16 protein-coding genes and 1 tRNA gene are annotated in these 13,818 nt (G+C 74.1%); 8 read left to right on the plus strand and 9 right to left on the minus strand.

What is annotated here, in order from left to right:
- The first annotated feature begins 141 nt into the window (after positions 1-141).
- Positions 142-366: a hypothetical protein gene (locus DLJ47_RS05580; protein ID WP_146228031.1), complete on the plus strand. Its 225-nt coding sequence runs from the start codon at positions 142-144 to the stop codon at positions 364-366.
- 277 nt (positions 367-643) lie between these two features.
- Here the strand turns inward: DLJ47_RS05580 and DLJ47_RS05585 are convergent.
- Positions 644-730: transfer RNA gene (locus DLJ47_RS05585), tRNA-Ser, on the minus strand.
- Between the two features lie 75 nt (positions 731-805).
- On the opposite strand from DLJ47_RS05585, the gene deoD reads away from it, so the two are divergent.
- From deoD to DLJ47_RS05600, 3 genes are all read left to right on the plus strand, one after another.
- Complete coding sequence (gene deoD / locus DLJ47_RS05590) at positions 806-1,513, plus strand: purine-nucleoside phosphorylase (RefSeq protein ID WP_109899018.1); 708 nt, start codon at positions 806-808, stop codon at positions 1,511-1,513.
- 115 nt (positions 1,514-1,628) lie between these two features.
- A complete protein-coding gene (locus DLJ47_RS05595) occupies positions 1,629-2,267 on the plus strand; it encodes a TetR/AcrR family transcriptional regulator (protein WP_109899019.1) in 639 nt (212 codons plus the stop codon).
- Complete coding sequence (locus DLJ47_RS05600; RefSeq protein WP_109899020.1) at positions 2,264-2,728, plus strand: acyl-CoA thioesterase; 465 nt, start codon at positions 2,264-2,266, stop codon at positions 2,726-2,728. The genes DLJ47_RS05595 and DLJ47_RS05600 overlap by 4 nt, the downstream gene beginning before the upstream one ends.
- 141 nt (positions 2,729-2,869) lie before the next feature.
- Here DLJ47_RS05600 and DLJ47_RS05605 read toward each other — a convergent pair whose 3' ends face one another.
- Genes DLJ47_RS05605 through DLJ47_RS05620 form a run of 4 tightly spaced genes read right to left on the minus strand, consistent with a single transcriptional unit; the run spans position 2,870 to position 6,415 of the window.
- Positions 2,870-4,114, minus strand: coding sequence for an ABC transporter permease (locus DLJ47_RS05605; RefSeq protein ID WP_109899021.1), 1,245 nt, complete (start codon positions 4,112-4,114; stop codon positions 2,870-2,872).
- A complete protein-coding gene (locus DLJ47_RS05610) occupies positions 4,114-4,812 on the minus strand; it encodes an ABC transporter ATP-binding protein (protein ID WP_109899022.1) in 699 nt (232 codons plus the stop codon). The genes DLJ47_RS05605 and DLJ47_RS05610 overlap by 1 nt, the downstream gene beginning before the upstream one ends.
- The gene (locus tag DLJ47_RS05615) at positions 4,809-5,891 is read right to left on the minus strand and encodes an efflux RND transporter periplasmic adaptor subunit (protein ID WP_233257674.1); all 1,083 of its coding nucleotides are present in this window, start codon (positions 5,889-5,891) and stop codon (positions 4,809-4,811) included. Before DLJ47_RS05615 ends, DLJ47_RS05610 begins: the two co-directional genes overlap by 4 nt.
- Entirely contained in the window at positions 5,888-6,415 is a 528-nt protein-coding gene (locus DLJ47_RS05620; protein WP_109899023.1) for a hypothetical protein, read from the minus strand. The genes DLJ47_RS05615 and DLJ47_RS05620 overlap by 4 nt, the downstream gene beginning before the upstream one ends.
- 160 nt (positions 6,416-6,575) lie before the next feature.
- On the opposite strand from DLJ47_RS05620, the gene DLJ47_RS05625 reads away from it, so the two are divergent.
- The gene (locus DLJ47_RS05625) at positions 6,576-7,232 is read left to right on the plus strand and encodes a response regulator transcription factor (RefSeq protein ID WP_172899422.1); all 657 of its coding nucleotides are present in this window, start codon (positions 6,576-6,578) and stop codon (positions 7,230-7,232) included.
- Positions 7,229-8,392 carry a sensor histidine kinase gene (locus DLJ47_RS05630; protein WP_109899024.1) on the plus strand — a complete coding sequence of 388 codons (1,164 nt, stop codon included), beginning with the start codon at positions 7,229-7,231 and terminating at the stop codon, positions 8,390-8,392. The genes DLJ47_RS05625 and DLJ47_RS05630 overlap by 4 nt, the downstream gene beginning before the upstream one ends.
- Positions 8,393-8,431: 39 nt before the next feature.
- Here the strand turns inward: DLJ47_RS05630 and DLJ47_RS05635 are convergent, their stop codons facing one another.
- The 4 genes from DLJ47_RS05635 to DLJ47_RS05645 all read right to left on the minus strand — a co-directional run bounded on the left by DLJ47_RS05635 (position 8,432) and on the right by DLJ47_RS05645 (position 10,396).
- The gene (locus DLJ47_RS05635) at positions 8,432-8,887 is read right to left on the minus strand and encodes a nucleoside deaminase (protein WP_199235714.1); all 456 of its coding nucleotides are present in this window, start codon (positions 8,885-8,887) and stop codon (positions 8,432-8,434) included.
- A 208-nt stretch (positions 8,888-9,095) separates the two neighbouring features.
- Entirely contained in the window at positions 9,096-9,620 is a 525-nt protein-coding gene (locus DLJ47_RS05640; protein ID WP_109899026.1) for a tRNA adenosine deaminase-associated protein, read from the minus strand.
- Between the two features lie 129 nt (positions 9,621-9,749).
- On the minus strand, positions 9,750-9,917 hold the full coding sequence (locus DLJ47_RS36180; protein WP_167180190.1) for a hypothetical protein: 168 nt from the start codon (positions 9,915-9,917) through the stop codon (positions 9,750-9,752).
- An 89-nt stretch (positions 9,918-10,006) separates the two neighbouring features.
- Complete coding sequence (locus DLJ47_RS05645; protein ID WP_393350841.1) at positions 10,007-10,396, minus strand: hypothetical protein; 390 nt, start codon at positions 10,394-10,396, stop codon at positions 10,007-10,009.
- Between the two features lie 58 nt (positions 10,397-10,454).
- Between DLJ47_RS05645 and DLJ47_RS05650 the strand changes: the two genes are divergently transcribed.
- Both DLJ47_RS05650 and DLJ47_RS37610 read left to right on the plus strand, forming a co-directional pair.
- Positions 10,455-11,192, plus strand: a complete 738-nt coding sequence (locus tag DLJ47_RS05650; protein ID WP_109899027.1) for a M23 family metallopeptidase — start codon at positions 10,455-10,457, stop codon at positions 11,190-11,192.
- Positions 11,193-11,424: 232 nt separating this feature from the next.
- A partial coding sequence (locus tag DLJ47_RS37610; protein ID WP_233257675.1) for a glycosyl hydrolase occupies positions 11,425-13,818 on the plus strand: 2,394 nt, incomplete at its 3' end.

Raw genomic sequence — 13,818 nt, forward strand, 5'->3', positions numbered from 1 at the left:
ATGGTGTCGTCGATCTTCACGTACAGTGCGGTCAAGAGGGTGTCCAGGTCTTGCGTCACAACATGATCCTGGATGCCCTCTCTTCATACCCAGACATCGACCCCTGACATCGGAACTACTCGTCTAGTGGAGCGGCCCGCCATGTCGCTGAAGAACATGGCCGTGCCGCTGCCCGCCCGGTTGCGGCGGCACGGCGGCGGCTCCCAGGCCGATCCCGGCACGTACGCCACGGCGGCGGACGTCTCCGCGTCGCGTCCGGGCGCGACCGCTCCGGTGCCGGTCACGGCCGCTCTGCCGGTCGTCACCGCAACGGCCGTCCCCATGGTTGAGCAGCCGGCCCGGGAGGCACCCGCCCTGCCGCGGTAACCCTCGCGGTCGTCGAAGGTGGTGGCTGCGCCCTGCCGGCCGGGATGGGGAGAAGCGGAATGGCCCAGGTGCCGCGATCATGCTTCTACCTGGGCCTTCGTGCGTGGAGCGGGCGACGGGAATCGAACGCCCAGCGCTTCGGTGGGCTGCTCTGGGACAGCCGGACAGAGAGCACGAAATCAGCCTCTTGAGCAGCAACTGAGACCGACACTGAGACCACGAGCGGAACGCCCGGCCGGTCCTCGCGGATCTGCCGGGCGTTCTCGCCGTTCATGAGCGGTGGCGGCGGGATTTGAACCCGCGGAGGGCGTGAACCCTCACACGCTTTCGAGGCGTGCTCCTTAGGCCACTCGGACACACCACCGCCGAGTAGGGTACAGGACCCCAGGTTCGGACGCCGAACCGGTATGCCGGCCGGCGGCCTGGCAGGATCTTCGCCATGAGTACGCACATCGGCGCGAAGCCGGGAGAGATCGCCGAGCGGGTCCTGATGCCGGGCGACCCGCTGCGGGCCAAGTGGATCGCGGAGACCTACCTCGAGGACGCCACGTGCTACTCGACGGTCCGGGGCATGCTGGGCTTCACCGGCCGCTGGAACGGGGTGGAGGTATCCGTCCAGGGCTCCGGCATGGGCATGCCGTCGGCCTCGATCTACGCCCACGAGCTGGTCAACGAGTACGGCGTGAAGACGCTGATCCGGGTCGGCTCGTGCGGCGCGCTGAGCGAGGACCTCCGGCTGCGTGACGTGATCGCGGCGATCGGCTCGTCCACCGACTCGAACATGAACCGGATGCGGTTCGACGGGCTGATCGACTACGCCCCGGTGGCCGACTTCGGGCTGCTGCGTACCTCGGTCGAGGTGGCCGAGCGGCGTGGCATCACCATGCGGGTGGGGCCGATCCTGGCGGCGGACGCCTTCTACACCGACCGGCCGGATCTCTACGACACCCTCGCCGACTACGGCGTGCTCGCGGTGGAGATGGAGTCCGCGGCGCTGTACACCATCGCGGCCCGGTTCAAGGCCCGCGCGCTGACCGTGCTCACGGTCAGCGACCACATCAAGACCGGCGAGAAGACCACCTCGGCCGAGCGCGAGCAGACCTTCAGCGAGATGGTGGAGATCGCCCTCGACACGATCATCGCCTGACGTTTCCGCACTTTCGCCGCCCCGCCGTCCGTCGACGGCGGGGCGGCGTCGTGGTGACCACCATCACCCCACAAAACTATACGACCGGTCGTGCTCTTTTCGTACGCTGACCGGCATGACAGTCGACGGACGGCTCGCCCGGGGCGACCGGACCCGCGCCGCGGCGCTGGACGCGGCAGTGGTGCTGGCCACCGAGGCCGGCCTGCACGGGCTCAGCCTCGCCCAGCTCGCCGACACCCTCGGGGTGAGCAAGTCGGGCCTGTTCGCGCACTGGCGGTCCAAGGAGGCGCTCCAGCTCGCCGCGATCGACCGGGCGGTGGAGCAGTGGCAGGAGCGGATCGTGGCCCCCGCGCTGCACGCGCCCCGGGGCGTACGCCGCCTGCTGGCGCTGCACGAGGCCCGGATCGACTTCTACGCCGCCCGGGTGCTCCCCGGCGGCTGCTTCTTCGCCAACACCCAGTTCGAGTACAACGCCCGCCCGGGCCCGGTCCGGGACCGGCTCGCCGAGGCGTTCGGCCGCTGGACCGCGTTTCTCGACCAGCTCGTCCAGCAGGCGGTCGACGCCGGCGAGCTGGCCGCCGACACCGACGTCGCGCAGCTGGCGTACGAGATCGACGCGCTCGGGATGAGTGCCGCGATGCACTCCCGGCTGCTCGACCCCGACGCCGCCTACCGGCACGCCCGCCAGGGCCTGCTGACCCGCCTGCGGGCCCTGTGCCCCGATCCCACCCTGCTACCGGAAGGCCCGTCATGAGTCACGCCATCGCCGCCCAGCCCACCGTCGAGTTCGGTCACGTCGAGCACGTCACTGTGCACTTCGACGACCTCGACGCGATGGGCATCCTGCACAACGCCCGGTACGCCGTGCTGCTGGAACGGGCGCTCACCCCGTACTGGGCCGAGCGGGGGGTGGCCTACCGGGGTGGCCGGGACACCCCGCCCGACGTGTTCCACGCGGTCCGCGAGTTCACCATCACCTACCGCGCCCCGATCGTCGGCACCGGGCCGGTGGCCGTGCACTTCTGGCTGGAGCATTTCGGCACCAGCAGCGCCGAGTACGCCTACCAGTTCCGCTCGCCCGACGGGCACACCCTGCACGCCGAGGGCCGCCGGGCGATCGTCCGGCTCGACCCGGCCACCATGCGCCCGGCCCCGTGGACCGAGACCGCCCGGGCGGTGGGCGCCACCCTGCTCCGCCCCGCCACCCCGGCCTGACCCACCCGCACCGGCCGCTCGGCGGCCGGTGCGGCCGTCGGACACGGCTCCGCCAGCCCGTCCGGGTGCATCTGTTGTCGCTGGAGCGACAACAGATGCACCCGGAGAGCGGGCACCCCCGGCAGCAGCGAAGCCGGCCCCTCAGGCCAGGGCCTCGGTGGGGGCGAGCCGGGCGGCCCGGACGGCCGGGTAGAGCCCGGCGCAGCCACCGATCACCAGGGTCGCCGCCACGCCGCCGACCATCGCCCAGGCCGGCACCACCGTCGGCCACCCCTGGGAGAGCGCGTACCCGGCGGTGACCAGGATCCCGAGCAGCACCCCGCCCGCCCCGCCGAGCGCGGAGAGCAGCAGCGACTCGGCCAGGAACTGGGTGCGGACCTGCCCCCGGGTGGCGCCCAGCGAGCGGCGCAGCCCGATCTCGGCCCGCCGCTCCAGCACCGAGATGACCATCGTGTTCGCCACCCCGACGCCGCCGACCAGCAGCGCCACCGCGCCGAGACCGAGCAGCAGCCCGGTGAACGCCTCGTCGGTGGCCGCCGCGGCGGCCAGCGCGTCGGATGGCCGGGACACCTCCACCTCGTTCGGCGCCTCCGGGTTCGCGGTCGCCCCGAGCACCGACCGGACCGCCTCCACCGACGCCTCCCGCGAGCGGGTGTAGACGGTGGTCGGGTGCCCGTCGAAGCCCAGGTACGCCTCCGCGGCCGGCCAGCCGACCAGCGCCGAGCCGTCCAGTTCGGGGGCGAGCGGGGCCGGCGCCAGGATGCCGACCACGGTGAACCAGCGCCCGCCCAGGTGCACCTGCACGTCCGGGCCGGCCGCGCCGAGGCCCAGCCGGCGGGCGGCGGCGTCGCCGAGCACCACGGCCGGGTACCGCTCGGTCGCCTGGTTCAGCCAGGTGCCGCTGCGTACCGTCGCGCCGACCGTGTCGAGCAGCCCGAGCTGGGCGGCCCGGGTGGCGATGCCGCCCGTCTCGCCGGCCGGGATTCGGTCCGAGCGGTAGACCGGGGCGTCCGGCACCTGCCCGGTGGCGGCCACCCCGGTCACCGGCCCGATCCGGCCGATCATCGCGACCGACTCCACCGGCAGCCGGGCCTGGTCGCCGAAGAGCGTGCTGCCCGGGGCCACGGTGAGCAGGTTGGTGCCGAGCCGGTCCAGCGTGCGGTCCAGGTCGGCGCGGGACGACGACGAGATGCCGACCACCGCCACCATCGCCGCGATGCCGATCGCGATGCCCAGCGCGGAGAGGAACGCGCGCAGCGGCCGGGTACGCAGCCCGACCCCGCCGACCCGGAGCACGTCGGCCGGCCGCAGCCGGGCCGGCACCAGTCGCGGCCGGTTCTCCACCACGGTCAGCCCACGCCGGTCGCGCCGGGTGTCCACCGCCATCAGCGCACCCCCTCGGGCAGCGGCGCCGCCGAGTCGGCCACCACCTGGCCGTCCCGCATCCGCACCTGCCGGGGCAGCCCGTCGGCGATCTCCCGGTCGTGCGTGATCACCACGACGGTGGTGCCCGCCGCGTGCAGGTCGCGCAGCAGCGCCAACACCCCGGCGCCGGCCACCGAGTCGAGGTTGCCGGTCGGCTCGTCGGCGAGCAGCACCGCCGGCTCCCCGACCACCGCGCGGGCCACCGCGACCCGCTGCCGCTCGCCGCCGGAGAGCTGGTGCGGCCGGTGCGCCAACCGGTGGCCGAGCCCCACCCGGTCGAGCGCGACCTCCGCGCGCCGCCGCCGCTCCGACCGGGGTACGCCGGCGTAGAGCAGCCCGTCCGCCACGTTGTCCAGCACGGGTGTGCCGGCGGCCAGGTGGAACTGCTGGAAGACGAAGCCGATCCGGCGGGCCCGCAGCGCGGCCAACTGGCGGTCCGGCAGGGCCGCCACGTCGTACCCGTCGATCCGGACCCGGCCGGCCGAGGGGCGATCCAGCGTGCCGATCAGGTGTAGCATGGTGGACTTGCCCGATCCGGACGGCCCGACGATCGCCAGCAGCTCGCCGTGGCGGATCTGCAGCGACACCTCGCGCAGCGCGGTGACCCCGCCCGGATACGTCCGGCTCACCCCGTCCAGCACCACGGCGTCGGCGGTCATGCGGGCATCCCCACGGTCATCCCCTCGGCCACGTCCGGGCCGCTGATCTCGACCCGGCCGGCGGCGAAGAGTCCGGTGGTGACCGCGACGATCCGGCTCCGGCCGGCGTCGACCACCTCGACCCCGTAGCCGCCCTCGGCGAGCGCCAGCAGCGCCGCCACCGGCACGGTGAGCACGTCGGGGCGCTCGGCGGCGGTGAAGGTGACCTCCACCGAGGCCTGGTCGTACCCGGCCAGCTTCGCCGGGTCGGTCACCGAGACGGTGACCTCGATCTTCGTCTCCGCCTCGTCGGACTGTCCGGGGGTGCCGCCGGTGCCGGCGTCGATCACCGTCTGCACCGTCTCGACCTTCCCGGCGACCGGCCCGCCGTCCGGCAGGCGGACCTCGACCGCGCCGCCCTTCTTCGCCAGCCGCTGGTCGTCGACGTCCAGCTCGACGGTGACCAGCCGGCTGGTGCCGCTGTACGTGAGCACCGCCTGGCCCGGCTGCGCCGCGTCCCCGGTCGCCGCCTGGTGGCTCTCCACCCGCACCGCGCCGGGGGCGTAGACGATCCGGCCCGGCTCGACCCGCCCGGTCTCGGCCAGCCCCAGGTCGTCCTGCCACTGCCGGACCGCGTCGGCGGTGCTGCCGGTGTACTCGTCGTCGACGGTGAAGCCGTCGTAGCCGAGCGCCCGCAGGTTCCGCTCGAACTGCTCGACGTCCGCCCCCTCAACCCCGGGCTGGAGCACCCGGTACGCGGGCAGCGACCCGTGCAGCAGCACCACCGGATCGTTGTCTACGGCGTAGAGCCGCCCGCCCCGCTTCACCGTCGTACCGGTGTCCGGCAGGGCGGTGATCGTCCCGGCCAGCCGGGCGGTGGCGGTGCGGGTGGTGCCGTAGCCCAGCTCGCCGTCGACGGTCTCGGCGTCGGTCAGCGTCTGCCGGGTGACGGTGGCGGTGGCCGGCGGGGCGGTGTCGGCGGCGGCGGTGCTCCGGTCGGTCCCGCCGAAGCCGACCGCCGCGGCGACCCCGGCGCCCGCCGCGACCACGACGGCGGCGGCCAGCGCGACCGTCCGGACCCGGAGCCGGCGAACGCTCACCGCGCGGCTCCCGCGATCTTCGGCGCGTACTCCCGGCACTTCTCCATCGCCGCCTTCACCTTCGGGTCCTTGACGTTCACCACGTCGAGCCGCAGCTGGATGCCGCCCTCCGCGGACGGGTCCGGGAACTCGGGCACGCCGTTCTCCCGCATGCAGGCGGCGAACTTCCGCAGCCGCTCCACCTGCTCGGGGTCGAGCTTGCGCTTCTCGCCGCCGTTGGGCAGGTGCTGGCGGCACTTCTCCATGGCCGCCTGCACCTTGGCCGGGTCGGTCTTCCCGTCGAACCGGAACAGCCGGCCGCCGCCGGGCTCCGGGTCCGGCACGTCGACCCCGTTCTCCCGCATGCACTCGGTGAACTTCAGCTGCCGTTCCTCGTCGCTGAGCTGAGCGGCGGCGGAGGCGGGCAGCGGTGACGCCCCGCCGCCACCGCCCGCCGTGGCCACCGCCGGCTCGTCGCCCGACCCGCCGCAACCGGCGACGGCCAGGGCGAGCAGCAGCGGCACCGCGAGTAGTCCTCGTCGCATGACACGCTTCCTTCTCCGGGCCCGACGGCGACCGCCGGGCATCCCCCGATCCGCCCGGCGGTCGCCGGGCGTCCCGGTCAGTCGACGCCAAGGGGCGTATCCCGGGCGTAACCGTCGGCGTTAACGCCGGCGTTATCCGGGGGCGGGGCACCATTGGCGGGTGAGGGTGCTGGTGGTGGAGGACGAGAGCCTGCTCGCGGAGAGCATCGCCGAGTGGCTGCGCCGGGAGGCGTTCGCGGTGGACGTCGCGTACGACGGCGACGCGGCGCTGGAACGCCTCGGCGTCAACGACTACGACGTGGTCGTCCTCGACCGGGACCTGCCGGTGGTGCACGGCGACGAGGTGTGCCGCGCGATCGTGGACAGCGGCGGCGAGACCCGGGTGCTGATGCTCACCGCGGCGGCGGCCGTACGGGAACGGGTGGCCGGCCTGGCGCTCGGCGCCGACGACTACCTGACCAAGCCGTTCGCCCTGGTCGAACTCTCCGCCCGGGTGCACGCGCTGAGCCGGCGGGCCCGCCGCGCCGCGCCGCCCACGCTGACCCGGGCCGGCATCGTGCTCGACCCGGGCCGCCGGGAGGTGCACCGGGACGGCCGGTACGTGCCGCTGTCCCGCAAGGAGTTCGCCGTGCTGGTCGAGCTGCTGCGGGCCGAGGGCGCGGTGGTCTCCGCCGAGGAACTGCTGGAACGGGCCTGGGACGAGCACATCGACCCGTTCACCAACGTGGTCCGGGTCACCGTCATGAAGCTGCGCCGCAAGCTGGGCGAACCGCCGGTGGTCGAGACAGTGCCTGGTGTGGGATACCGGATACCGTGAAGCGCCTCTCCCTCCGCGCCCGGCTGACCCTGATCTACGGCGGCCTCTTCCTGGTGGCCGGGCTGGTCCTGCTCGCGGTCACCTACGTGCTGGTGGAGCAGCGCACCGCCCAGCCGTTCGGGGTGGCGCTGCGCGACGTCAAGCCGGTGGTCCAGGCAACGGAGACCAAGCTCAACGGCGTGCAGGCCGAACAGCTGCGGCTGCTGGTCAACAAGGCCCAGGACGACGCCCGCGACCAGACGCTGTACTCGCTGCTCACCCAGGGCGGGATCGCCCTGGTGCTGGTTTCCGCGGTGGCCATCGCGTTCGGCTGGCTGGTAGCCGGGCGGGCGCTGCAACCGCTGCACCAGATCACCGGGACGGCCCGGCGGATCGCCGGCGCCGACGTGGCCGGGCGAGGGCTGCACGAACGCCTCTCGCTCTCCGGGCCTCGGGACGAGGTGCGGGAGCTGGCGGACACCTTCGACGAGATGGTGGAACGGCTGGACCGCTCGTTCGACGGGCAGCGCCGGTTCGTCGCGAACGCCTCCCACGAGCTGCGCACCCCGCTGGCGCTGAACCGCTCGCTGATCGAGCTGGCCGTCACCCGGCCGGGCGCGTCCGAGGACGTCCGCCGGCTGGGCGAGTCGCTGCTCGCGGTGAACGAGCGGCACGAGCGGCTGATCGACGGGCTGCTCACCCTGGCCGACTCGGAGAACGAACTGACCGCCCGCTCCCGGGTGGACCTGGCCGACGTGGTCGACCACGTGGTCGACCTGACCGTCAAGGAGGGCGACGGGCCGGTGGTGGTCCGGGAGCTGGCGCCGTCGCCGGTGGTCGGCGACCCGGTGCTGCTGGAACGGCTCACCACCAACCTGGTGGAGAACGCGGTGCGGCACAACGTCCCGGCCGGCGGCTGGATCGGGGTCGGCACCGGCGTACGGGACGGCCGGGCGACGCTGACCGTCAGCAACACCGGTCCGCTGGTGCCGGGCTACGACGTGGAGACCATCTTCGAGCCGTTCCGCCGGCTCTCCGGCGAGCGGGTGGGCAGCGGGCGCGGGTTCGGGCTGGGGCTGTCGATCGTCCGGGCGGTGGCCCGGGCGCACGGCGGCACGGTGACCGCCCGGCCCCGCGACGGCGGCGGGCTGGACGTCACGGTCGAGCTACCGGCCGCCTGACGCTCGCCGACCGCCCGACGCTCGCCGACCGCCCGGCGCTCAGCGGAAGAAGGCGCGCAGCAGCGCGGCGCTCTCGGCCTCCAGGACCCCGCCGTAGACCTCCGGTCGGTGGTTGAGCCGGCGGTCGCGCAGCACGTCCCAGAGCGAGCCGGCCGCTCCGGTCTTCGGCTCCCAGGCCCCGAAGACCACCGTGCCGACCCGGGCCAGCACCAGCGCGCCCGCGCACATGGTGCACGGCTCCAGGGTGACCACCAGGGTGCAGCCGTCCAGCCGCCAGCGGCCCAGCCGCTGCGCGGCCCGGCGCAGCGCCAGCACCTCGGCGTGCCCGGTCGGGTCGCCGGTCAGCTCCCGCTCGTTGCGGCCGATCGCCAGCTCGGTGCCGTCCGGCCCGTAGAGCACCGCACCGACCGGGATGTCGTCGGCGCCGCCGTCGCCGGCAGCGTCGGGGCCGGGGGAGTCGGGGCCGGTGACCGCCACCTCCAGGGCCCGGCGCATCCACACCTCGTGCCGCTGCCGCCGGCCGGCCCCGTCCGGATCGGCCAGCCCCTCGTCGGCGCCCGGCCCGACCCGCCCGGCGCGGCCGGGCGTCGGCTGCCCCGGCCGTACGGTCTCCAGCGCGGGATCGGTGGCGTCGGCCGGCTCGCCGCCGTGCGGCAGGATCGGCTCCCCGCCGCCCGCCGGCACCGGCCACGGACCGGACGGGTCAGACCTCACGCAGTTCCTCGACCTCGTCGGCGCAGCCGAGCACCTGGCACACCTCGGCGGTGACGTCGGCCGGCATCATGCCCTCGTGCGCGCAGAGCGCGAGCAGCTTCTGCGCGGAGATGCCCAGGTCGGCGAGGAGGTCCGCGTCGCCCACCGGGTCGGCCTCCGGGTCGACGGCGGGCTGTTCGGTGTCGTCGTCGCCGGCGGCGGGCCGCGCCTCCTCGGGCTCGTCCAGCCCGGTGACCGACGCCTTCAGGTCGCCCACCAGCAGGGCGCCCAGCCGCGACTCCTCGGCGTACGCCGAGTCGGAGCCGAAGACCCGCAGGTCCTCCCCCTCGTCCAGACGCAGGATCACCAGGTAGGTGTCGTCCGCCTCGACGAAGAGCAGCGACAGGTCCGCGTCGGGTTCCACGTCGCGCAGCCGGTCGGCGACCTCCTCGATGTCGGTGACCCCGCGCAGGCTGACCTCTTCGGCCGTCCAGCCACTCTCGTCTCGCACCACGGCCGCAGCGAAGTACGACAACGGTCCCCCCAAGTTGCCTCGGCACAGCACGCCGACTCGTTACGCGTGCACGTTAGCCGGTCGGGTCGGCAGGCGACCGGTCAACGCCCCGACGGGCCGGCCAATCCTGGGAAACTCGGCGTCGACAGGTCAGCCGGCGACGCGACGGCGGGTGGCGATCAGCTGGCGGAGCTGCTCGGTGCGGGCCCGCTGCGGCCGCTCACGCTGGCGTACCGCCCGGGCACCCGCCAGTTCGGCGAGGAGCTGCAGGCGACGGCGGCTTCGGTCAGGATCTAGCCGCGGGGTGGTCCAGGCCATACCGCCGAGCGTCCTCCAGTGACGGCGGCCACGTCAAGCCGGGATTCGCTGCGCAGCCGACCCACGACGCAGCGCAGCCGGGCGGATGGTCACCACAGCGGCCAGTCGCCGGTCGTCGCCCAGCGCACCGCCACGATCGCGGCGGCGATGCTCCACCCGCCGGCGGTGACGATCGCGATGCCGGTGGCCACCCCCCGGTCGCCGTACCGCACCAGCGCCAGCGCGGCCAGCCAGGCCAGCCCGCCGGCGATCAGGGTCCACCAGGCGTAGCTGCCGACGCCCGTGCCGAGCAGCCCGAAGAGCAGCAGCCAGGTGGCCGCGGCGGCGCCGCCGGAGGCGACGCCCGCGCCGGTGACCGGGTGCGGTTCGCGGTAGGTGGGCCGGGACGGCGGCCCGGCCGGGAAGAGCCCCGAGGGGGTACGCGGCAGCGCGCGGGGCCCGGCCTCCGGGCCGGTCGGGAAGGTGGGTGGCGTGGTCACGACGTACCTCCCCGGCGACGGTTCGTCCTCACCGTACCCACTCTGCCAGGATGACCGGATGTCCTCGTCGACGATCGGGCGCCGCCGGGCGTACGCGGTCCTGCTGCTGCTCGTGCCGGCGCTGGCCACCGGCTGCGCGACCAGCCGTCCGGTGCCCGGTGGCACCCCGGCCAGCGGCGGGCCCAGCTGGGGCACCGCTGGGCAGCCGGCGGCGCCCTCGGCCACACCGGCGGCCCCGACCAGCGCCGGGCCGTCGGCGCCGACCCGGGCCGGGCTGCGGCACGTCTTTCCGGTCCGCGCGAAGAACGTCGCCTACCACCCGACCCACTCCGGGTACCCGGGGACGGACATCTTCGCCGACTGCGGGGAGCCGGTCGTGGCGGTCACCGACGGCACCATCCTGGAGGTCAGCCGGGTGGACCGGTTCGACAAGCGGGGGCCGCTCGGGCCGTACAACGGTGGCCTGTCGGTGTCGCTGCTCGGCGACGACGGGGTGCGCTACTACGGCTCGCACCTGAGCGTGGTGGCCGGCGGCATCGATCCCGGGGTGCGGGTACGCGCCGGGCAGCGGCTCGGCGAGGTGGGCCGCACCGGCAACGCGAACAACGTCTGCCACCTGCACTTCGGCATCTCGCCGCCGTGCGCCGGGCGGGACGGCTGGTGGATCCGTCGGGGCGTGGTCTGGCCAGCCCGCTACCTCGACTCGTGGCGGCGCGGCGGCAACCGGGAACCGGCCGCCGAGGTGGCCGCCTGGCACCGCAGGCACGGCTGCCCGAAGGCGCCCGCCGGCCGCTGACCACCGGCGGTCGCCTGACCGGCGTGCCGCACCTCCTCGCTCACCCCGGGGCGGCGGGTGACCTTGCCCCGGATTGGCGGAATCCGCGCGCCGCCGGTGCGAAACATTGACGCAAGTCTTGCCGTTCGATTAACGTCCCGCGTCAAGAGAGCGCTCTCCCGGTTACCTTTCTTCACAATTCCGACTCAGCGCTGCGGCCCGACCACCGGCGCCCGGCGCGATGGGAGGCACCGTGACACCTCCTGCGCCACCCCGTCCCTGGGTCCTGGCGGGCGCCACCGCCCTGGCCCTCGTCGTCGGCGGCCTGGCCGTCGTCGCCACCACCCCCGCCGAGGCCGCCACCGTCGGCGCCGGCAGCTACACCACCACCCCGGTCGGTCCACTCCCCTCCGGCTGCGGTCAGCTCGCCACCAACCCGCGACAGTTCGTCACCGCCGACGCGCCCGCCGGGGCCGTCCCCACCAACGACTGGTGGTCGTCGCTGCTGTTCAAGCGCACCGACTGCGCGTTCAGCGAGCCACTGCACGCCCACCCGCTGTCGTACGACACGTTCACCGACGGGCTCGGCTTCTCGGCCAACTCCACCCCCGCCATCAGCGGCACCGCCACCGGCGTGGGCGAGTTCCACTACCCCTACGTGCAGGACATCCGGGTCGGGGTGGCCGGGCTCGCCGCGCCCGTGGTCCGAGTCGCCGGCTGGTCCGACTGGACGGTCACCCCGTACTGGAGCGACGGCGCCCGGACCCTGCGGGCCACCGTCGGGCACGGCCTGCCGTTCGCGTACTTCCAGGCCACCGGTGGCGACGCGGTGATCAGCACGACCGGCACCCCGACGGTCTGGGCCAACAGCGGCGCCACCATCGGCTTCACCGTCAACGGGCACGACTACGTCGGCTACGCCCCGACCGGGGCGAGCTGGACGGTCAGCGGCGGACGCATCTCGTCGAACCTCGCCGGGCGCGGCTACTTCTCGATCGCCCTGCTGCCCACCACGCCGCAGACCGGCGCGGCGGAGCGGGCCGGGCTGGCCACCACCTTCGGCACGTACGCGCACGTCCACGTCACCGGCACCCGCCTGTCGTACGCCTACACCCCGGCGACCAGCACGGTCACCACCACGTATGCGTTCAGCACCACGCCTCGGGAGGGCACCGCCACCCGGACCGTGGTCAGCCTCTACCCGCACCAGTGGAAGTCGCTGACCGGCTCCACCCCGATCGCCCAGAGCTACCCGTCCGCCCGGGGCCGGATGAAGGTGCTCACCGGCGTCGGTGAGTTCCGCACCGCGATGACCTTCCACGGGGTGCTGCCCGAACTGCCGGCCGTCGGTGACGGCAGCGGCGCCGACCTGGAGACGCTGCGCGGCCAGCTGGCCGCGGTCCGGGGCAACCCGATGGACCAGCGCGGCGGCGACACCTACTGGACCGGCAAGGGGCTGGGCCGGGCGGCCAGGATCGCCGAGGTGGCCGACCTGGTCGGCGACACCGCCACCCGGGACGCCGCGCTGAACGCCATCCGCAGCACGCTCACCGACTGGTTCACCGCGCCGGCCGGCAAGACCGCGCGGGTCTTCTACTACGACCAGAACTGGGGCACGCTGATCGGCTACCCCGCCTCGTACGGTTCCGACCAGGAGCTCAACGACCACCACTTCCACTACGGCTACTTCATCGCGGCGGCCGCCACGCTGGCCAAGTTCGATCCCGGTTGGGCCGCCGACGACCAGTACGGCGGCATGGTCGACCTGCTCATCCGGGACGCCGACAACTACGACCGCGCCGACACCCGGTTCCCCTACCTGCGGGACTTCGACATCTACGCCGGCCACGACTGGGCCTCCGGGCACGGCTCGTTCGGCGCGGGCAACAACCAGGAGTCCTCGTCCGAGGGGATGAACTTCGCCAACGCGCTGATCCAGTGGGGTCAGGTCACCGGCGACGCCGCCGTGCGGGACGCGGGCGTCTTCCTCTGGACCACGCAGGCCGCGGCGATCCAGGAGTACTGGTTCGACGTCAGCGACCAGAACTTCCCGGCCGCGTTCGGGCACTCGACCGTCGGCATGGTCTGGGGCGACGGCGGCGCGTACGCCACCTGGTTCAGCGCCGAACCGGAGATGATCCAGGGCATCAACCTGCTGCCGGTCACCGGCGGGCACCTCTACCTCGGTCACCACCCGGCCTACGTCCGGGCCAACTACGCCGAGCTGGTACGCAACAACAACGGTCCGCCGACCGTCTGGCAGGACATCCTCTGGCAGTTCCAGGCGCTCGGCGACGGTGACGCGGCGCTGGCCAACCTGCGGGCCAACCCCGGCTACCCCCCGCAGGAGGGGGAGAGCCGGGCGCACACCTTCCACTGGATCCGCAACCTGGCGGCGCTGGGCACCGTGGACACCTCGGTCCGGGCGGACCACCCGCTGGCCGCGGTCTTCACCCGCAACGGCGCGCGGACGTACGTGGCGGCCAACCCGAGCCCGTCGCCGCTGACCGTGACCTTCTCCACCGGCGCCACGCTGGTGGTGCCGGCCGGCCGGACGGCGACCACCGGCGCGTACACCTGGAGCGGCGGCAGCGCCGGCGGGGGCGTACCGCCGACGACGCCGCCACCGACCACACCCCCGCCGACC

This window comes from Micromonospora sp. S4605, from assembly GCF_003176715.1.
Lineage (GTDB): Bacteria > Actinomycetota > Actinomycetes > Mycobacteriales > Micromonosporaceae > Micromonospora > Micromonospora echinaurantiaca.

Excerpts from the sequence above, each read along its gene's own strand:
- DLJ47_RS05580 (WP_146228031.1), top strand. The coding sequence starts at position 142 with ATGTCGCTGAAGAACATGGCCGTGCCGCTGCCCGCCCGGTTGCGGCGG.
- deoD (WP_109899018.1), top strand. The coding sequence starts at position 806 with ATGAGTACGCACATCGGCGCGAAGCCGGGAGAGATCGCCGAGCGGGTC.
- DLJ47_RS05595 (WP_109899019.1), top strand. The coding sequence starts at position 1,629 with ATGACAGTCGACGGACGGCTCGCCCGGGGCGACCGGACCCGCGCCGCG.
- DLJ47_RS05600 (WP_109899020.1), top strand. The coding sequence starts at position 2,264 with ATGAGTCACGCCATCGCCGCCCAGCCCACCGTCGAGTTCGGTCACGTC.
- DLJ47_RS05605 (WP_109899021.1), bottom strand. The coding sequence starts at position 4,114 with ATGGCGGTGGACACCCGGCGCGACCGGCGTGGGCTGACCGTGGTGGAG.
- DLJ47_RS05610 (WP_109899022.1), bottom strand. The coding sequence starts at position 4,812 with ATGACCGCCGACGCCGTGGTGCTGGACGGGGTGAGCCGGACGTATCCG.
- DLJ47_RS05620 (WP_109899023.1), bottom strand. The coding sequence starts at position 6,415 with ATGCGACGAGGACTACTCGCGGTGCCGCTGCTGCTCGCCCTGGCCGTC.
- DLJ47_RS05635 (WP_199235714.1), bottom strand. The coding sequence starts at position 8,887 with ATGCGCCGGGCCCTGGAGGTGGCGGTCACCGGCCCCGACTCCCCCGGC.
- DLJ47_RS36180 (WP_167180190.1), bottom strand. The coding sequence starts at position 9,917 with ATGGCCTGGACCACCCCGCGGCTAGATCCTGACCGAAGCCGCCGTCGC.
- DLJ47_RS05650 (WP_109899027.1), top strand. The coding sequence starts at position 10,455 with ATGTCCTCGTCGACGATCGGGCGCCGCCGGGCGTACGCGGTCCTGCTG.